Origin of the sequence: Paenibacillus sp. PK1-4R (genome assembly GCF_030369595.1) — a bacterium.
Classification (GTDB): domain Bacteria; phylum Bacillota; class Bacilli; order Paenibacillales; family Paenibacillaceae; genus Paenibacillus.
In genome coordinates, this window is record NZ_CP126535.1 from 4,410,551 (window position 1) to 4,429,212 (window position 18,662).

Here is an 18,662-nt window from a genome sequence, read left to right on the forward strand (position 1 = left end):
CAAATACCCTCCTCAATTCAAAAACCCCATTATATTCAAACCTGCCTGTAGCAGAGTTCAAAACACTTTCATCACTGAGTGCTTAAGCTTTAGTCTCCCTCAAAAATATGGAAACATGCACTCAGCTACCGACGAAGCCATTACTTGCTTGGCACGCCCGTTTGCACCATTTCGTTAATCTTGGACATAATCTTTTCAGTCGCCTTCTCCAGAGCTTCTCCAGATGGGTCTTCCTTGAACTCGTCCAAACTTACTGGTGCTCCATATACAACTTTCATCTTACGAAAAACTTTGTAGTTACCGATAATAGCAGTAGGAATAACTGTAGCGCCACTGCGGAGAGCAAAACTCGCTGCCCCTTTTTTGCCGATACCTCCATCATTGTGACGGCTTCCCGAGGGGAAGATTCCAAGCACTTGACCATCACGCAAAATATTGAGTGAGGTTTTGATGGATTCCTTGCTGACACCTCCACGTTTAACGGGGAAAGCGCCCACGGCTTTAATAATTCGGCCGAGTACCGGAATGTCAAACAATTCGCTTTTGGCCATAAAACGCACCTGACGGCGAATTTTGATACCAACGGTTGGAGGATCGAAGTTACTAATATGATTGGAACATAAAAGTACGCCGCCTTCTTTCGGAATATTCTCCCGTCCAACGGCCTCCAAGCGGAAAAGAATGGTATAAATGATCCGCAGTAATGTGCTGCAAAATGTGTAAATCATAGACCGATCTCTCCTCTGACCATTGTGCAATAAGATACGATTTTGTCAACCACTTCATGAATGTTCATCTCCGTTGTATCAAGGACGATAGCATCCTCAGCACAACGCAATGGGGAAATTTCCCGATTCTCATCCAATCTGTCACGGGTGGCAATGTCTCGCTCCAGTTGTTGCAACGTCAGTCCTTCAGAGGGGTCCAGTTCTTTGAAGCGGCGAAGTGCACGCTCTTCGACACTGGCAGTCATGAAGATTTTCACTTCCGCATCGGGCAATACTGTCGTTCCGATATCGCGTCCATCCATGACGACGCCCTTGCGCAAAGCCATTTGCCGCTGAGTATCCACTAATTGCGTACGCAGCCCCTCGATTTGCGCATATCGGGACACGATTCCCGTCACTTCACGGGAGCGGATTTCCGAGGTTACTTCTTCCCCATTACAGAACACTTTCTGTCCGTCGGGATCCGGTTGTAAATCAATGACCAGCTTTTGGGCTTCCTGAAGTACCTGTGTCACTTCTTCCGGCGCAATATCTTTCCGAAGCATGTGCAAGGTTACCGCACGGTACATTGCGCCTGTATCGACGTATACATACGCGAGCGCCTCTGCAACCAATCGGGCCACCGTGCTTTTCCCGGCACCGGCAGGTCCGTCAATTGCAACGTTCATTTTCCCGTTCTCTGATGTGTTCTGGCTTGCCAACGGGGCATTCCTCCTCAAACGATAAACCTCAATAAAAAAACAGGCATTGCCTGCATCGTGAAAATTATACCACACTCTACACATGGATGCAAAAACAGACAAATCAACGATGTTCGTAATCATTCATCGTTTGCACTTCAATTGGCGTTCCTTCCAGGCGGTCAATGGTGGTCAAATTCTTTTTGAAGCCGGGTACCAACAGCAGCAATTGATATACCACAAGCAAGATTAGAAGGACTGTAATCAGAATCGTAACCTTTCGTTCCATTCGCCTGGAGAAAACATAATAAAGTCGTTCATATCTGCGGGTTGCATGACGATGATTCATGGCAATGCCTCCGTTTTTTTCATTACGGTACCCGCAGTTCCTTCTTCTTATGCCACAACATTCCTATTTCGTACGATAGTCCAATTGTCGTTCGAAACAAAACTTGATAATTTTCTGGCGCTCCGAATCTGAAATCTGCACAAATTTCAGCATGCATAGCTGTCTGCCGGTTTCCAGGGTTTTGATCCGCACAACTTCAGCTTCAAAATTCACATGTTCAATGGTTGAATTCCGGTAGGGAACCAGCAACCAGCATTTCAGTTTTTGACCTTCAGCTATTGAAAAACCTGTTTCGCCGTAGATGGACAATCCACCGCCACCAATATCTTCAGTCAATCCGACGGCACGGGTCAGATCTTCACTCTGGATGGCCAATTCGAGGTTTGCATGAACACGAAGAAAGCTGCGCCGTTGTATTTTGGATATATCGCTCGGAAGCGGTTTGCGGATACGGACAAGACGGACCACATCTTCCTCAAATCCCGTGACATAGGTATTAAAATAATGCCGGACCCCATCCTCCGTAATATATGAAATGGACAATTCCTCTCCGAAAAAGAGCCTTTTCAGACGGCTGCTTCCTTGTTGCATCGGGACCTCAATCAGAAAACTGCTGTCATCCATATCTGCAATGCGTGATTTGTACTCTTTGTGTTCCTCTTTTTCATCTGCAGAAGCAATCTGGATGTATAAAATTTCATTTATTTTCGGAAACAAGCTGTTCACCGCCACTTTATGTATTTATCTTCGTATGTACAAGGACTATTATACCATGACCTTTCTCACATTGAACAAGAAAAAAACAGACCACATCGTGGTCTGCCGCAGTTATTCGCTCAGCTTAAAATTCAGATTATCCATCTTTTTATGAGGTTGCATTGACCGGTTTGATCTCTTCAACCGCTTCTTCCATTCCTGTATTTGCATTAATGTATATCCGGTAACGAGAACCGTTAATTTTCCCTCCGAATTCATAACACAATACTTCTTTGCTGTAATCATTCTCAATCAAGGATTTGCGAACATAATTTTCTTCGAACTCCGAGTTAAGCTTTTTCCGCGCCTGTTGCTCCGTAAGAGTTGCTTTCGGAATTTTGCGCTTGTCATTATGTTCGTAGACAAAGTCACTCGCCTGGAAGCCGGTTACTTCACCTGTATCCAAACCTACACGAACTGACATTTTCTCAGGATAGATCAAAGTGTCTCCTTGCTTACGTACATAAGTAAGGTTACCCAGATTACCATATTCATCATAGTTTACGGCCTTCATATCCTTATAACCTTTGTTCATTAGAAAATGATCTGCTTTAGCCATGGCATTCTGACGAGACACTTTTTTGGTTCCGATTGGACGCGTATCACTGTAAGAGATCAGCATTCCGCCATTACGGGTGAAATCCATCATCAGTTTGCCATTGTTGGCATGATCAATCGTGGCAGTGTAGGACTCCCAGTCTGTTCCTTTGCCGTTCTCCTGCACTTGGATTTTGCTACTATCCGCATTAGAAAATTTTGCAGCCTTGCTCTGGATCTGTTCTTTGGTCACCGGCAAACCGCCCAGTTTCTTGACTGATCGTTTGGCATAGATATTGGATACCGAAGGACCCCAATCAAGCTCCGGGTATTCCTGCACCTTTTTGTTCACAGTACGAAAACCATCAACGATCGTGTTGTCCATGGTTTGCTCTTGCGTTGCCATGGCAGTCTCTGCATCCATCCAGCGCAATCGGTCCGTCAGGACTTTCTGCTGCACATCCTGCAGATTCTTGGTAATCTCGGATGAATTCTGATACAGCTTTTTCAGGTTGCCCATTTCCTTCTCACTTAGCGGTTCGTTTGTCAAGTCACGCATCGACGCCCGATAGGCAAAGTTGGAAATACGCGAGAGAAACTCCTCTGTCTCGTTAAATGGCAGCATGGTAAGTGGCAGTTGGTTGATCTCATTCTGCGCTTCACTGGTGAGTCGCCATACATTCATCAGACCTTTGCGATGCATCCCCTGTGATGTAGAGTGAACCGCCAAGGTGTTTCCAATCTCCGAATGCAATTTGTCCATATGAAAAGATAAATCGTGAAAGGCACGCTGATATTGATTCTCTGCCTTGATCAGAATTGCATTCTTCTCCTGATTCTCCTGATAGCCCCACACGAGCGCACCGACCAGCAGAACCGCAAATATCGGAAACATAACTGAACTTAATCGTTTATACATCGGTAGAGTCTCCTTTCTTCTAAACCACTACCTCTATTGTGGATCGAAGAAAGATCTCTTATGCATGCGATTTCCAGTCCTTACACAAGCAGGTTGCTAAAGTACCGTTTGGGTCCTTATTTTAATTCAGCTGAATCCCAGTTGCCATGCCCTCTTCTTCAATTTCGAACTGGTCTCTGTTATCACAGAGGCACTGCTTGAATCCCGTCTCAATCCGGCCCCGCTCTTTCTTGCCTCGTAATGTAAATCGTTCACCGCATTGTTTGCATCTGATTTTAATTTTAATTCTCATCACAACGATCTCCGTTTCTGTTGGTCATTCCCCGGGAGTTTATCCGTAAAAATAAAAACACACCGGAGCCATAGGCGCAATATGCGCTTTATGTCCACCAGTGTGTCCGTATTTTTATAATTTAACCTCTTCCTCCCGCTTCACAAAACGAAAAGGAGAACGGTTATTAGCTCGTGTAATTTTACCCATTGCCCCATACCACAGGCCCGCCATTAGCGGCGCTATAAACCACAACCAATGATTCACCATGGTGTTCATGATAACATCGTACAATGCATGCCAGAAAAAAGGTAACACCAGAGAAAGAACCAGATACCACCGCTTTTTCTTACCACCGATAAACTTGGCTTTACCCATGTAATAACCCATGATTACTGCGAACATAGCGTGCCCTGAAACAGGGAGCAATGCCCGAAGGAACATGGCTGAGACGGATGCATTCCCCGCAAAGGCATACAACACATTCTCAACAGTGGCAAATCCAAGTGAAACAGCGACTGCATATAAGATCCCGTCATACGGCTCATCAAATTCGGTGTGATTATAGATGATATGATAAAGTACGAACCATTTAATGAATTCCTCCACACCACCTGAGATCATAATGGCCTCAAGATAAGGATTATCCCCGAGCCACATCATCATGCCACGCTGAATAATCATCACAGGCAGTACCATCAGAATCCCCATGAGGAAAACCCGCAATACCATATGAAGTGGCTCATAATCATAACGGTCTTTCAGGTAAAAGTATGTTAACAAGGCGAGACCCGGAGCAACTGCTGCCGCTAAGACCGAAAACAAAAGCACCGAAATTCCCTCCTCTGACTAAAGACGCGATTACAACTAGAGATTAATCCTGGCGTTTGAAGTGGGTGCAGATAACATCAATCGCTTGTGCAGGAATAACAACCTTACCATACTCTTCCATAACTGCTGGAGTAACTGAGGAACCTTCGCCAAATTCAGCAAGCAAAGCAATCAATGCCGCATGTTTGGTGGAATCTACCTCATCTGGCTCAAAATGCAAGAACCACTTGTCTTTATAAGAATAAAGTCTCCCAGCATCCGTAACATGCTGACGCAACATATGTGCAGCTTCAATGAGCACTTCAAAGTCCTTGAATGCATAAACGATGGAATCGCTTTGCTCGAGTGTAACTTCCATTTCATATACTTCTTCAGGAAGATCATCTTCATGACCTGAACCATATTGTTGCGGATCATATTTTCCACGTGTGACAATGACAACCATCCCTTGAGCGGGAAGTGCGAATACTTCGACAGCGAGTGGACCTGTGGCATCAAATCCAAGTTCGGAATAGGCCTGATCCATCATTTCAGTGAACAGTTCATGAACCTTAGGTATTTCCTGCCACATATCTTCTTTTTGTATTCCGCGCTCGCTCAGATCGTCAAAGGTCAGGAAAATCCGTATCTTATCGTGACTTAGTCGTTCTATTTTCATACAGGATCTCCCCTTTATAAGCAAGTCTTATAACAGATTATGAAGCACAAAACAATATGTGCTGAAAATAAATCTATGTAGTTATGTTATCATTTTATACCTCTAAATGCACGAAGTAAAATCGACAAAAAAAGAATCATTCCACAGCCAATCTAGACTGTGGATGATTCTAATTGGTGGTTTTGGTTTATAAACCCGGTACTGTTGTGTTTGTTTGACTTAAAATTTGCTCAACTTCATGCTTTACATCCGGATTGGTGCGAATAAAATCTTTGAGCATGCTCATATTCGCTTCTTTTTCCTGCGGTGTGATTGCTCTTGCGGTCTTTGCTGCCGGATTTTTGTGGGATTCACCATGTTGATTTTGCTTACTTGTGAACCCGTCCATACCCGGGAAAGTCATTTCCATCATCTTATGTTTTGCCTGATCCATCATATTTCTTGATGAACCCGATGACATCATGGGCAATTTGCCTTTGGACAGCCATGAACTGGCTGCAACACCAATGACAATGCCCCAAAAAAAGGATGACGTCTTCATTACACCAACCTCCTTCAAGTGTTAAAATCATATTTAGTGTTTGCGGTAGTGAGCGATCTCATTCCGTATAAATACAGGAAAGCGAGTTGAAATCATGTTCAGACATACCGCCGCATTGATAATTGCTGCAAGTTTACTGCTGTCAGCTTGTGGGACAACAGAAGAAAAAACATCTGAAAATTCCGCACCAGCGGGCGAATCGACTACCACGAGTCAAGAAGAGCAAGGTAACTCTAACCCAACTGAAACAGCAGAACCCGGAACTGATGTGCCCGAGCCTTCAACGGAAGATTCAACTGCGACAGAAGAAGAACCTGAATCTTCGGAGAAGGTTTCTACAGAAGAGAAAGTGGAAAAGACGTATCATATGAATGAAAATTATTATATTAAACCAAACGATGAAGCGAGCCCAAACAAAGTGGTCTTGTTAACTTTTGATGATGGACCCAAAGAAGAAAAAATGATTACTTCACTGATCGACACTTTAGATAACCATAAGGCTAAAGCGATATTTTTCGTCAATGGATATCGGGTAAAAAGCCATCCGGAATTGCTCAAACTCATACATGAACGGGGTCAGATTGTAGGCAATCATGCCTGGGATCATGAGGATCTCAAAAAAATGTCCAACGCTGAGGCGGCAAAACAGGTTACAGATGTCCAAAAAATAGTGAAGGATACCATTGGTGAGGAACCGCAATTCTTCCGTCCACCTTTTGGGTCGGGAAATGATGCACTGAAGGCTGCTGTGAAGAAAAATGGCATGTTATATATGACTTGGTCTAATGGTTCGCTCGATTGGGATAAAAGTACCAAAGACAAACCGGAAAAAGTCATTCAAAATGTACTGGACCAGTTAAATCCCGGAAGCAATATTTTGATGCACGAGTTGCCATGGACGGTTGAAGCATTGGATGAGTTGCTGACCAAGCTCGAAAAGAAAGGTTATTCCTTTGTTGATCCGCGTGCAATTGAATTGGAAGCTCGTTAAATTGAAATTTTGCGCATTAAAATAAAACAGCCTTGATCCAATGGATCAAGGCTGTTTCTCTGTGAGTGCTTTTTCCGCGGGCACTCTTAACGTGATGATATGCATCTCCGCAGGACAACCTAGTCGGAGAGGAAGATGATTTGTACCGTATCCTCTGCTAACAAGCATTTTGCCTTCTTGGTGAACGTCCTCCGGACTTCGCTTCAGGGAGTACCAACCATTCGATACGGGACGATACACTTTGCTCAGGAACACAGGTCCGAAAAATGGTAAAACCAATTGTCCGCCATGTGTATGACCGCTTAAAATAAGATCTGCATTTTCCTCCAAGCGAAGGGCCTGCAAAGGATCATGAACGATAGCAATTTTGCAAAAACGGTTACCGATCTGTTGTAGTAATACATCGCCCTGTTTGGAACGATAGTCTATGCCGATCAGGCTCAATCTGTCGTTGCCTCTTTGCAGATATTCCACATTATCCTGCAGGAGCTTAACGTCCGATTCCCGAAGGATTCGCGCAAGTTGAGCGGTACCAGCCCTCTTGTCATGGTTGCCATACACCGTAAATGAAGGAGCAATGTTCGATAAAATTTTCATGTTATGTCTAACTAAAGACCATGAGATTCCTTTTTCCGCAACATCCCCGCCGATGAGAACCCAGTCCACCTTTTTTTTAACGTTTTCCAGATCCTTCTGCTTCAGCTTGCGCTTGTGAGTGTCGGATACATACAAAATCTTAGCCCCGTCAAAGGATGTTGGCAGATGAGGCACTTCAACTTCTTCTTCAATCATTTGATGAACGTGGGCTTCACGCCACATATGAAAAAGTAGTAAAACTCCCATCAAAATGATTAAACCTGCGATTAAAAGCATTACCACGGTAAGGGAAGGAACGTATTCAGAGCGGGTGCCCCTTCAACCCCCCACCAAACCAGACTAATCGTTAACATGACAAAAATAAAAATGAGTGAATTGACAAACCTCTTGCTCAATTTTAACCGACGTGAAGGATGCAATTCTGTTCGTGTAGGAAGCGAACCCGCTTCGGGGATCGACTCTTCCGTTGATGTTGGCGTTTTTTTGGAGCGTGATGGTGCCCTTTGAGGAAGTACTGGACTTTCCAGTTTTTCTGTATAAGGCTTGCGCTGTGATCTAGGTAAAGAAACGGAAGTAATTGGTGTGATTCCGTCAACCTCAGCAGCTGCTGCCGTTTCAGCAACGATGCTTACTTGAGAAGCCACCTGACGCTCGGATTTCTCTTTTTTATCCGATTGACGATGGCGCTGACTGCCATATGTCTTCATTCTACTTAATGGCTGATTCATGATCCCCTCCGAAAACGTATCGCTAATCCGGACACCAAATCAATAATAAAGTGACATAATATAGGCGCCCATAATGTGCCGGATTGCAAGTAAATCCAACCCAATCCATAACTTGAGACAAACACCCAGCCTGTTGGAATCCAGTGACGCAAATAACGAATATGGATAACTGCAAATAAAATACTTGTCCAGTAAGGACCGATGGCATGTTGGATGGCTCCACGGAATAATAATTCCTCACACACAGCAACAATGGCTGCTATACATACAATGTGCCAGATCGGACGCCCACGAAACAGCATCTCGTTAATTCCACCGTCATCCATGCTTTCCTGAGGTATAACATACGACAGTACCAAGTCCATAACAAGCATAATGCCTGCAAGACCAAGACCCCACCATATAAATTGGTAATTGTCAGGCCATGCGAGTACATCTAACAAGTTTCGTTTCTGCAATAAGATCCACACAACTCCGATAATCAGTGTCAGACCTTGTGTAAAGTATAGATTGATTAAAAGCAAACGCTCGGTAAGCTGCTGTGGCTCAGCCTTTTGAATCTTGAACTTGGGAAACTTGAATTTTTTCATCGGATGCGTCTGTCCTCTTGAGTTAAATTTGATGGATAACAATTACGTTGTCCAATCGGATAGTATACTAAATGATAGCCAAAAAACCAATTAGGTTCAAGACCTGCCCCAAGTCCTGGTTATACGTCCGTGCCATTACTTCATTAAAGCAGTAAAATCCAGTTCACCAAACAGCTTACTTTCCATCTTCTTGTGGTAGGTATATTAACTACTGTATTACTTATGGTGACTCTGTTTATGTGTGAATCTAAAGACATCTGCAAAACAATTTAAAACATTTAAGCCTATTGACATGCTCATGTCAGCCATGATACATTATGAAAAAATTAGTCACGTTAAACACGATGATGGAAAAAAGATGTTGCTTCGTCTTACAGAGAGCCGATGGTAGGTGTGAATCGGTGGCAGGCAAATGGTCTTGAGCGCTCCTGAGTTATTGCATTGAAATTGGAGTAGGTGCAATCGGTTTAGACCCGTTATCCTCTTCGGTCTTCATTGACCGCTAAGACTGTCGTTGCGAAACGGCGGTGAATTAGGGTGGTACCACGACAACTCTCGTCCCTTATTGCGCAAGCAGTATGTGGATTGAGAGTTTTTTGATTTATTTAAAGGATATCTGTGGGATCACTCTATTTGCTTCACCTCCCCCCTCTGTTGCGACACCGCGTTGTTGGGCGGAAGAATCAATCTGGTTTTAAGGAATACCTCTTCGCTGAGGTCAAACCTTGACGATATAGATACACATACCTAAGGAGGAAGAAACCATGTACAAAGTGTTAGTGTCGGACCCAATCAGTGATCTGGGGATCCAGCAACTGGTGGATGCAAATGATGTTGTTGTTGAGAAGAAAACCGGTCTTAGTGAAGATGAACTTGTTGCCATTATTGGTGATTATGATGCCCTCTTGGTTCGTAGCCAGACTCGTGTTACAGATCGTATTATGACGGCTGGTACCAACCTTAAGGTGATCGGACGTGCAGGTGTTGGTGTAGATAACATTGATCTGGAAGCTGCTACTCAGCGCGGTATCATCGTTATTAATGCACCTGATGGCAATACCATCACAACTTGTGAGCACACATTTGCCATGATGATGGCATTGGCACGACACATTCCTCAGGCATATGCCAAGACTATTCAAGGTACGTGGGATCGTAAAACCTTCCTGGGTGTGGAATTAAGAAATAAAACGCTCGGTGTACTGGGTATGGGACGGATCGGTAGTGAAGTTGCCAAGCGCGCCAAAGCATTCGGAATGGACATTCTTGCTTACGACCCGTTCCTCACGGAGGAGCGTGCCGAGAAGCTGCAAGTGAAGCTGGCTAGTGTAGATGATATTATTCGCAATGCGGACTTCATGACCGTTCACACGCCATTAACACCGGAAACACGGCATATGATTTCACGTCCACAATTCGAAGTGATGAAAAAAGGCATGCGTATCATCAACTGTGCTCGTGGTGGTGTAGTTGACGAGATGGCACTTGTCGAAGCCATTGATCAAGGTATTGTTGCTGGTGCAGCATTTGACGTATTCGAAAGCGAGCCGCCAGCCGCTGATCACCCGTTCCTGAATCACCCAAGCATTATCGTTACGCCTCACCTTGGTGCGTCCACAGTAGAAGCACAAGAGAACGTGGCTATCGATGTGTCGGAACAGGTACTTCACATTTTGCGTAACGAACCGTTTAAAAACGCAGTTAACATGCCGGCTGTTGCACCAACCGTTATGAACAAATTGCAGCCGTATTTCAAACTCGGTGAAACGTTGGGTAGTTTTGCAGCACAGATTACACAAAATGCAGTGCAGGAGATTCGGATCGACTATGCTGGTGAACTTTCTGAAGTAGATACTTCTCCTCTCACACGTTACATTGTGAAAGGGATTCTCGCCAGACATTTGGGTGGGGAAGCCAACATCGTTAACTCCATGCATCTGGCCAAAATCCGTGATCTGAATGTGGTTGTAAGCCAGACCTCAGCAACTAAAGGATTTACTAACCTGATTACCGTAACATTGGTTACAACTCAGGATGCTGAAGAACGTCGTGTAGCAGGTACATTGCTTGCAGGTTATGGAGAGCGTATTGTTCGTCTGGACAAATTCCCGGTAGATATCGCACCGGAAAGTCATCAAATTTTGATCTCCCACAACGATAAACCAGGTATTATCGGACGTGTAGGAACCCTGCTTGGACAAAACGATGTCAACATCGCATCCATGCAGGTTGGACGTAAAATTATTGGTGGTGCAGCCATCATGATTTTGACCGTAGATAAAGCTGTTCCAAAAGATGTGCTTGTGCAGCTTGCTGCGCTGCCTGAAATCAATACTGCTGTTGAAATTGTTCTGGAATAGTTCCTTATCATTCAGTAAGATCAAAGAGACGAGCCCCAAAGGGTCCGTCTCTTTTTTTTCGTGATTAGCTTAAGCGAATAATATTGAGTGTCGCACCTGGCGGCGATAGAACAGCTGTGGCTATTAGACCGAATAATTGAAGCTGAATGGTCGAACCCGCTGTGGCAGTGATAATAAAGTCGGTTGACAACTGGCTTAGAGAGAGCACTGGTGAGATTACACTCGCCGGTACTACAGCCCCATTAAGCAATATCCGTGATTGTACGGCGAGTGCTGCTGTCAAATTAATTTTGTAACTGATATAGTATCTGCCTGCTGTAGCAAGAGTGAAGGTATCATTCGCTCCATTTACCGTAATTCCGGTTCCAATATTCTGATTCGCAGGAAGAGCAACAACCGTTCCGCCCAAAATAACAAGAATGGTGCCATTCGTATTTTCTGCGTAGGATGAAGCCGTTGTGACAGAAGTTCCTGTGGCTCCGGTTTCCCCAGTCGCGCCAGTCGCTCCGGTACTTCCCGTTACGCCGACTCCGGTGGCTCCTGTAACTCCAGTCGCACCGGTCAAACCTGCGAGACCCGTCGCTCCCGTTTCACCAGTGGCACCAGTTCCACCTGTTAATCCTGTGCTTCCGGTTACACCAACTCCGGTGGCTCCTGTAGTCCCAGTCGCACCGGTCAAACCTGCGAGACCCGTCGCTCCCGTTTCACCAGTGGCACCAGTTCCACCTGTTAATCCCGTATTTCCAGTTACACCGACTCCGGTGGCTCCTGTAACTCCAGTCACACCGGTCAAACCTGCAAGACCCGTCGCTCCCGTTTCACCAGTGGCACCTGTTGATCCTGTACTTCCGGTTACGCCAACTCCGGTGGCTCCTGTAACTCCAGTCACACCCGTCAAACCTGCGAGACCCGTCGCTCCCGTTTCACCAGTGGCACCTGTTGATCCCGTACTTCCGGTCACGCCAACTCCGGTCGCTCCTGTAACTCCAGTCACACCGGTCAAACCTGCGAGACCCGTCGCTCCTGTTTCACCAGTGGCACCTGTTGATCCTGTACTTCCGGTTACGCCAACTCCGGTGGCTCCTGTAACTCCAGTCACACCCGTCAAACCTGCGAGACCCGTCGCTCCCGTTTCACCAGTGGCACCTGTTAAACCCGTATTTCCAGTTACACCGACTCCGGTCGCTCCTGTAACTCCAGTCACACCGGTCAAACCTGCGAGACCCGTCGCTCCCGTTTCCCCAGTTGCACCTGTTAATCCCGTATTTCCAGTTACACCGACTCCGGTGGCTCCTGTAACTCCAGTCGCACCAGTCAAACCTGCGAGACCCGTCGCTCCCGTTTCACCAGTGGCACCAGTTCCACCTGTTAATCCCGTACTTCCGGTTACGCCAACTCCAGTGGCTCCTGTAACTCCAGTCACACCGGTCAAACCTGCGAGACCCGTCGCTCCCGTTTCACCAGTTGCACCTGTTGATCCTGTACTTCCGGTTACGCCGACTCCGGTGGCTCCCGTGACGCCCGTCGCTCCTGCTCCTGCGATTAACGTGTAATCTGGTGAGGTCCCCGGCGTTCCCGTTGGTGATGTGATATTTGCAATATACGTACTGCCGTTGAACGTCACGACTTGACCCGCTGGATACGTTGGGGCTACAGCTGGATCGAATGGTACTACTCCCGTGAGTCCTGCACCCGTGACACCCGTCGCTCCTGTGCTTCCTGTCACTCCAAGTCCAGTTGCTCCCGTTACACCTGTTGCGCCTGCACCTGCAATTAGCGTGTAATCTGGTGACGTGCCTGGTGTACCCGTTGGTGACGCTACATTGGCTATATACGTACTACCGTTAAACGTTACGACTTGACCCGCCGGGTACGTTGGGGCTACCGCTGGATCAAATGGTACGATACCACTTAAACCTACACCTGTCGCTCCTGTTACACCGGATGCCCCTGTGGCCCCTGTAGCACCTGCCCCTGCAAGCAGTGTATAATCCGGCGAGGTGCCCGGTGTTCCTGTTGGTGATGCCACATTGGTTATATACGTACTTCCATTAAATGTTACAACCTGACCCGCCGGATACGTGGGGGCTACCGCTGGATCAAATGGCGCGACACCATTCAAACCGATTCCTGTAGCTCCAGTAACTCCCGTTGCTCCTGCTACCGCAATCAGCGTGTAATCTGGTGAGGTGCCCGGTGCTCCCGTCGGCGATGCCACATTTGCAATGTACGTGCTGCCGTTGAAGGTAACAACTTGACCTGCCGGATATGTGGGAGCTACGGCTGGATCGAATGGTACTACTCCCGTGAGTCCTGCACCCGTTACGCCCGTGGCTCCAGTATTACCCGTAACCCCGACACCCGTTGCACCTGTTGCTCCTACACCTGCAATTAATGTGTAGTCTGGTGAGGTGCCTGGTGTTCCCGTTGGTGAGGCCACATTCGCAATATACGTACTGCCACTAAACGTTACTACCTGACCCACTGGATACGTTGGGGCTAACGCTGGATCAAACGGTACAACTCCTGTTAAACCCGCACCAGTTACACCCGTTGCCCCTGTTACGCCAGGTGTACCTGTCGCACCCGTACTTCCCGTTACTCCAACTCCGGTTGTACCTGTCGCTCCCGTGGCTCCCACGCCCGCAAGCAATGTGTAATCTGGTGAAGTACCCGGCGTTCCCGTTGGTGAGGCTACATTGGTTATATACGTACTGCCGTTGAACGTTACAACCTGGCCGGCTGGATACGTTGGGGCTACGGCTGGATCAAATGGTACGATACCACTCAAACCTACACCTGTCGCTCCCGTTACCCCTGATGCTCCGGTACTTCCTGTTACTCCAACGCCGGTTGCACCAGTCACACCTGTTGCTCCTGCTCCAGCAATCAACGTGTAATCTGGTGAAGTCCCCGGCGTTCCCGTTGGTGAGGCTACATTGGTTATATACGTACTGCCGTTGAACGTTACAACCTGGCCGGCTGGATACGTTGGGGCTACGGCTGGATCGAATGGCAAAATGCCTGTTAAACCTGCCCCGGTTGCTCCCGTTACACCTGATGCACCCGTGGCTCCTGTGGGTCCTGCACCTGCAAGCAATGTATAGTCTGGCGAAGTCCCTGGAGTACCCGTAGGAGAAGCCACATTCGTTATATACGTACTTCCATTAAACGTTACGACCTGACCTGCTGGATACGTTGGAGCTACTGCAGGGTCAAACGGAACTGTACCATTAAGGCCGATGCCTATAGCTCCAGTCGCACCGGTAACTCCTGATCCTGCTAACAATGTATAATCTGGAGAACCTCCTGGTGTACCCGTTGGTGATGCAACATTCGTAATGTAGGTACTGCCACCAAACGTGACGATCTGTCCAGCTGGATAGGTTGGTGCTAATGCCGGATCGAACGGTACAATGCCATTTAACCCTACACCTGTGGCTCCAGTTGCCCCTGTTGTTCCTGCCCCCGTCGCTCCTGCTGCCGCCAGCAGTGTGTAATCCGGTGAGCTTCCTGGCACCCCTCCCGGACTTACAACATTCGTAATATAAGTACTGCCGTTATAAGTAACGACCTGACCCGCTAGGTATGTCGGGGACTGAGCTGGATCAAAAGATGTTATTCCGGTTAAGCCTACCCCGGTTGCTCCAGTTGCCCCTGCTGCTGCAATTAATGTGTAATCCGATGAAGTACCGGGTGTTCCTAATGGACCAGCTACACTTGTAATATAGGTGCTCCCGTTATAAGTAACTACCTGACCTGCAGGATAACCCGGGGCGAGCGCTGGATCAAATGCTAAAGCACCCGTTAAACCAGCTCCGGTTGCCCCCGTTGCACCAGTCGTTCCACCCGACAATAAAAGAGTGTAGTCTGGAGAACTTCCGGGTGTACCCAGAGGACCGTTTACGTTGGCAACATAAAGACTACCCTCGTAGCTTACTACCTGACCTTGAGCATATGTCGGTCCAAGTGCAGGATCATATCCGGTAATATTGTTTAAACCTACACCTGGTGCCCCTGCCGGACCTGGTGCTCCCTGTGGGCCAACTGGTCCTACTGGACCTATTGGGCCGATTGGTCCAATTCCTCCTGCCGGTCCCGTAGGGCCTTTCACCCCAGGAACTCCTGGAACACCTGGTACGCCAGGAACTCCTGGCACTCCCTGTGAGCCAGCCGGTCCGGTAATCCCTCCGTTTCCAAAAGTCGTCGTCGCCCGACTTAGGGATAACGATATCGAACGGATTAATCCCACAAGTTTATCTTTTTCAGCAGGCGGCAATTCCAGAAGTAACGTCACACTTAACAAATCATCTAGTAAATTTTGCAAGTTACCTGCGAGATTAATTAGAGGAACAGGAATAATCTCTGAGCCTGCAATCGTTAATTCCAATACAGCTTGTAATTCTGCTTTTACCCCGGGACGAAATCCCGATTGATTTACAAACGTAAGTAACTGGCGTAATCCATTCTGCAATGCCAGTATATTGGCTGAAGTTGGCTGACTGATTGCAGCTGGAATAGTCACAGCGAGGGAACTCAAAATGGATTCAAACTGCTCCAGTTCTCTTGTGGTTATGGGAATAAAGGGAGAGCCCGCTCTAAAAGATCTGCCTTCCAGAAAAGCTTTAATATTGACCCTTTTTCGATCATCGGACATGCTTAGCTCAATCCTCCTCTATCTTGCTTGCTTTTCAAGCTTATGTCACATAGGAAGGAAAATTATCTTGGACACTCCTTTTAGTCAAAATAAAAAGACGATTCATGTTCCACGTTGAACAAGATTAAACGGTACTCTTCAACAAAAAAACACCCTCCATAAGAGGGTGTTTCCGCACTTTTTGTATGAAATCAGGCTATTTCGATGAATCCAAAGGAAATTGCAAAATAAACTCGGTTCCTTCGCCAAGTACACTATTGACGGTAATCATGCCTTGATGCGCATCAACAATATTTTTTACAATCGCTAAACCAAGCCCCGTGCCTACACTTTCTCCACGAACACGAGCCTTGTCTGCTTTGTAGAATCGTTCGAAAATAAATGGCAAGTCGGATGAAGGGATACCTACACCCTGATCCTTCACAGAAACTCTGACAAATGGAGCACGAAGATAAGTGACACGCTCGGCTGAGATCATTACATTTTTGCCTGTAGGCGTATGTCTGAACGCATTATCCAGCAAATTCGTAAATACTTGCTCAAGTCGATCCTCATCTGCCTGTTGAAGTTCAATGGTTGGTTGTTCAAATTCAAAGTGCAGTTGAATTCCCTGTTCTTTTGAACGCACCGAGAACTTCCGATATACACGTTCAAGTAGTTCTCCAAGGTCAACTTCCTTCATCACCATGTCCGTATGTCCAGCTTCCATCCGCGCAAGGTCAAGCAAGTCTTTAACCAGTCTGCCCATCCGCAGTGACTCATCATGAATGACCTGGATCAGTTCTTCGCTCTCTTCCGGTGAGGTTGCCATGCCGTCCAGAAGGGCTTCACTGTAACCTTGCATCATGGATAGCGGAGTTCGTATCTCATGAGATACGTTAGCCACGAAATCACGCCGCATTTTCTCCAGACGCACTTCTTCTGTTACATCTCTCAAGACAGCCACAGCCCCTCTGACAACACTATCAGCATACAACGGTGCCATCTGAACAGACCAGACACCTTGCTGTACGTGGACATTGGAGTTCTGATCCCCACCTTGCTCCATCACCATTCTGAACAAAGGAAGAAGGGGCTCAGGTACATCACGTGAGGACTTGTCAGACTGTTCAGGATCTTTTCCTTCGTCCATTTTTGCCCAATCCAGATCATACCAAGCCTGCATGATCTTTTCTCCAGGCGGATTCGTCAGAATAACTTTGCCTTCACCATCAAATGTAACCACCGCATCGGTCATGCTTCGAAGCACACTCGCCAAATGTTCCTTCTCATGGTTAAGGTTTCGAATATTATCTTCCAGTTGGGCAGCCATATGATTAAATGTGTTGGCAAGTTCACCAATCTCATCACTCGTTACCAGGGAGAGACGTGTTCCGTAGTTCCCTTTGCGAATCGCATTGGCTGCCTGAATCAATTGCTGCATGGGCTGCGTTATCTTGGTGAATAGAAACAATGCAAAAAAAGTGGTTAAACTGAATCCGATTATACAGATATAGGTGAACAACCGCTTAATATCTCTGGATTCGGATTCTGCAAAGTTTGTATCAATGTAGGGCAGCAAAAAAAGACCCAGCGCTATAAGTACACAACCCACAAGGCAGATAATAGTGATCCATAACTTCCCGACCAGTGATCTCCAGAAACTAAAACTACTTCGGTACTTCCAGTTTATAACCCACACCCCACACCGTCGTAATCATGGCCGCCGATTCAGGCGATACCTTGTTAAGTTTCTCGCGAAGACGCTTCACGTGCGTATCCACGGTACGAAGATCGCCAAAGAATTCGTAATTCCATACATCTTTGAGCAATTCTTCTCTGGAGAAAACTTTGTCGGGAGATGTTGCCAGGTAGTGCAGCAATTCATATTCTTTTGGTGTAAGACTAATCTCTTCGCCACCAGCGGTTACCCGGTGGGCATCATGCTCAATAACCAGATGCGGGAACACGATGTTGTTACTCGAATTGCTCTCCTTGGAGAGATAAGCTGTCGCGGAAGCTCGACGCAAAATCGCTTTGACGCGATAAATTACTTCACGCGGGCTGAATGGTTTTACAACATAATCATCAGCGCCAACTTCGAAGCCTTGAACCCGGTTAATCTCTTCACCTTTTGCAGTGAGCATCAAAACCGGCGTTGATTTCACCTGACGAAGACGGGTACACACTTCAACTCCATCCATACCCGGCAACATCACATCAAGCAAAATCAGCCCGTAGTCCCCTGCTGTTGCTTTACGCAGCGCAGTTTCCCCATCCTCAGCTTCATCGATTTCATAACCTTCTTTTTCAAGATACATTTTCAAAAGCCTGCGGATTCTCTCTTCGTCATCCACGACCAGTATTCGATTCTCATGTTCAGCCATGCCTCTCCAGCCCCTTTGCAATAACTCCTCATCACTTCTATTATGTTCGATCTGGCGAACAATATTTGAATACCCTTCAATAAAAAGGTACGTTTGTGTTCCC

Annotated in this window: 17 protein-coding genes and 1 other annotated feature; of the genes, 2 read left to right on the forward strand and 15 right to left on the reverse strand. The window is 46.7% G+C overall.

Annotated elements, in window-relative coordinates:
- Positions 1–140 precede the first annotated feature (140 nt).
- From QNO02_RS19075 to QNO02_RS19115, 9 genes are all read right to left on the reverse strand, one after another.
- A complete protein-coding gene (locus QNO02_RS19075; protein ID WP_076209906.1) occupies positions 141–728 on the reverse strand; it encodes a lysophospholipid acyltransferase family protein in 588 nt (195 codons plus the stop codon).
- Positions 725–1,429, reverse strand: a complete 705-nt coding sequence (gene cmk / locus QNO02_RS19080; RefSeq protein WP_091028913.1) for a (d)CMP kinase — start codon at positions 1,427–1,429, stop codon at positions 725–727. Before cmk ends, QNO02_RS19075 begins: the two co-directional genes overlap by 4 nt.
- A gap of 103 nt (positions 1,430–1,532) precedes the next feature.
- Positions 1,533–1,757: a hypothetical protein gene (locus tag QNO02_RS19085; protein ID WP_091018057.1), complete on the reverse strand. Its 225-nt coding sequence runs from the start codon at positions 1,755–1,757 to the stop codon at positions 1,533–1,535.
- Between the two features lie 63 nt (positions 1,758–1,820).
- Positions 1,821–2,474 (reverse strand): flagellar brake protein, encoded by a 654-nt coding sequence (locus QNO02_RS19090; RefSeq protein ID WP_017687679.1) that lies wholly within the window; start codon positions 2,472–2,474, stop codon positions 1,821–1,823.
- A gap of 148 nt (positions 2,475–2,622) precedes the next feature.
- Positions 2,623–3,969, reverse strand: coding sequence for a germination protein YpeB (gene ypeB / locus QNO02_RS19095; protein ID WP_289389675.1), 1,347 nt, complete (start codon positions 3,967–3,969; stop codon positions 2,623–2,625).
- A 121-nt stretch (positions 3,970–4,090) separates the two neighbouring features.
- A complete protein-coding gene (locus tag QNO02_RS19100) occupies positions 4,091–4,261 on the reverse strand; it encodes a hypothetical protein (RefSeq protein ID WP_165980215.1) in 171 nt (56 codons plus the stop codon).
- A 114-nt stretch (positions 4,262–4,375) separates the two neighbouring features.
- Entirely contained in the window at positions 4,376–5,071 is a 696-nt protein-coding gene (gene prsW / locus QNO02_RS19105) for a glutamic-type intramembrane protease PrsW (protein WP_133385348.1), read from the reverse strand.
- A gap of 43 nt (positions 5,072–5,114) precedes the next feature.
- A complete protein-coding gene (locus tag QNO02_RS19110; protein WP_133385349.1) occupies positions 5,115–5,729 on the reverse strand; it encodes a genetic competence negative regulator in 615 nt (204 codons plus the stop codon).
- A gap of 187 nt (positions 5,730–5,916) precedes the next feature.
- The gene (locus QNO02_RS19115) at positions 5,917–6,270 is read right to left on the reverse strand and encodes a hypothetical protein (RefSeq protein WP_047843572.1); all 354 of its coding nucleotides are present in this window, start codon (positions 6,268–6,270) and stop codon (positions 5,917–5,919) included.
- A 94-nt stretch (positions 6,271–6,364) separates the two neighbouring features.
- Here QNO02_RS19115 and QNO02_RS19120 point away from each other — a divergent pair, with 94 nt between their 5' ends.
- Entirely contained in the window at positions 6,365–7,261 is an 897-nt protein-coding gene (locus tag QNO02_RS19120) for a polysaccharide deacetylase family protein (protein ID WP_289389678.1), read from the forward strand.
- Positions 7,262–7,306: 45 nt separating this feature from the next.
- Here QNO02_RS19120 and QNO02_RS19125 read toward each other — a convergent pair whose 3' ends face one another.
- The 3 genes from QNO02_RS19125 to QNO02_RS19135 are packed head-to-tail and all read right to left on the reverse strand — an operon-like array spanning position 7,307 to position 9,176.
- Positions 7,307–8,104: a metallophosphoesterase gene (locus QNO02_RS19125; RefSeq protein WP_289392823.1), complete on the reverse strand. Its 798-nt coding sequence runs from the start codon at positions 8,102–8,104 to the stop codon at positions 7,307–7,309.
- A gap of 29 nt (positions 8,105–8,133) precedes the next feature.
- A complete protein-coding gene (locus tag QNO02_RS19130; protein ID WP_289389679.1) occupies positions 8,134–8,586 on the reverse strand; it encodes a hypothetical protein in 453 nt (150 codons plus the stop codon).
- Positions 8,583–9,176 (reverse strand): CPBP family intramembrane glutamic endopeptidase, encoded by a 594-nt coding sequence (locus QNO02_RS19135; RefSeq protein ID WP_036607728.1) that lies wholly within the window; start codon positions 9,174–9,176, stop codon positions 8,583–8,585. Before QNO02_RS19135 ends, QNO02_RS19130 begins: the two co-directional genes overlap by 4 nt.
- Positions 9,177–9,511: 335 nt before the next feature.
- Positions 9,512–9,742, forward strand: a binding site (T-box leader).
- Positions 9,743–9,940: 198 nt separating this feature from the next.
- Here QNO02_RS19135 and serA point away from each other — a divergent pair.
- On the forward strand, positions 9,941–11,536 hold the full coding sequence (gene serA, locus QNO02_RS19140) for a phosphoglycerate dehydrogenase (RefSeq protein WP_076209897.1): 1,596 nt from the start codon (positions 9,941–9,943) through the stop codon (positions 11,534–11,536).
- Positions 11,537–11,600: 64 nt separating this feature from the next.
- Here serA and QNO02_RS19145 read toward each other — a convergent pair whose 3' ends face one another.
- The 3 genes from QNO02_RS19145 to QNO02_RS19155 all read right to left on the reverse strand — a co-directional run bounded on the left by QNO02_RS19145 (position 11,601) and on the right by QNO02_RS19155 (position 18,559).
- On the reverse strand, positions 11,601–16,193 hold the full coding sequence (locus QNO02_RS19145; protein ID WP_289389680.1) for a BclA C-terminal domain-containing protein: 4,593 nt from the start codon (positions 16,191–16,193) through the stop codon (positions 11,601–11,603).
- A gap of 196 nt (positions 16,194–16,389) precedes the next feature.
- On the reverse strand, positions 16,390–17,787 hold the full coding sequence (locus QNO02_RS19150) for an ATP-binding protein (RefSeq protein ID WP_240768053.1): 1,398 nt from the start codon (positions 17,785–17,787) through the stop codon (positions 16,390–16,392).
- A gap of 55 nt (positions 17,788–17,842) precedes the next feature.
- Complete coding sequence (locus QNO02_RS19155; protein WP_036607918.1) at positions 17,843–18,559, reverse strand: response regulator transcription factor; 717 nt, start codon at positions 18,557–18,559, stop codon at positions 17,843–17,845.
- Positions 18,560–18,662: the final 103 nt, after the last annotated feature.

Coding starts and splice junctions, on each gene's coding strand:
- QNO02_RS19155 (WP_036607918.1), bottom strand. CDS start 18,559: ATGGCTGAACATGAGAATCGAATACTGGTCGTGGATGACGAAGAGAGA.
- QNO02_RS19110 (WP_133385349.1), bottom strand. CDS start 5,729: ATGAAAATAGAACGACTAAGTCACGATAAGATACGGATTTTCCTGACC.
- QNO02_RS19145 (WP_289389680.1), bottom strand. CDS start 16,193: ATGTCCGATGATCGAAAAAGGGTCAATATTAAAGCTTTTCTGGAAGGC.
- serA (WP_076209897.1), top strand. CDS start 9,941: ATGTACAAAGTGTTAGTGTCGGACCCAATCAGTGATCTGGGGATCCAG.
- QNO02_RS19135 (WP_036607728.1), bottom strand. CDS start 9,176: ATGAAAAAATTCAAGTTTCCCAAGTTCAAGATTCAAAAGGCTGAGCCA.
- ypeB (WP_289389675.1), bottom strand. CDS start 3,969: ATGTATAAACGATTAAGTTCAGTTATGTTTCCGATATTTGCGGTTCTG.
- QNO02_RS19085 (WP_091018057.1), bottom strand. CDS start 1,757: ATGAATCATCGTCATGCAACCCGCAGATATGAACGACTTTATTATGTT.
- QNO02_RS19115 (WP_047843572.1), bottom strand. CDS start 6,270: ATGAAGACGTCATCCTTTTTTTGGGGCATTGTCATTGGTGTTGCAGCC.
- QNO02_RS19120 (WP_289389678.1), top strand. CDS start 6,365: ATGTTCAGACATACCGCCGCATTGATAATTGCTGCAAGTTTACTGCTG.
- QNO02_RS19125 (WP_289392823.1), bottom strand. CDS start 8,104: ATGGGAGTTTTACTACTTTTTCATATGTGGCGTGAAGCCCACGTTCAT.
- QNO02_RS19100 (WP_165980215.1), bottom strand. CDS start 4,261: ATGAGAATTAAAATTAAAATCAGATGCAAACAATGCGGTGAACGATTT.
- QNO02_RS19075 (WP_076209906.1), bottom strand. CDS start 728: ATGATTTACACATTTTGCAGCACATTACTGCGGATCATTTATACCATT.
- QNO02_RS19130 (WP_289389679.1), bottom strand. CDS start 8,586: ATGAATCAGCCATTAAGTAGAATGAAGACATATGGCAGTCAGCGCCAT.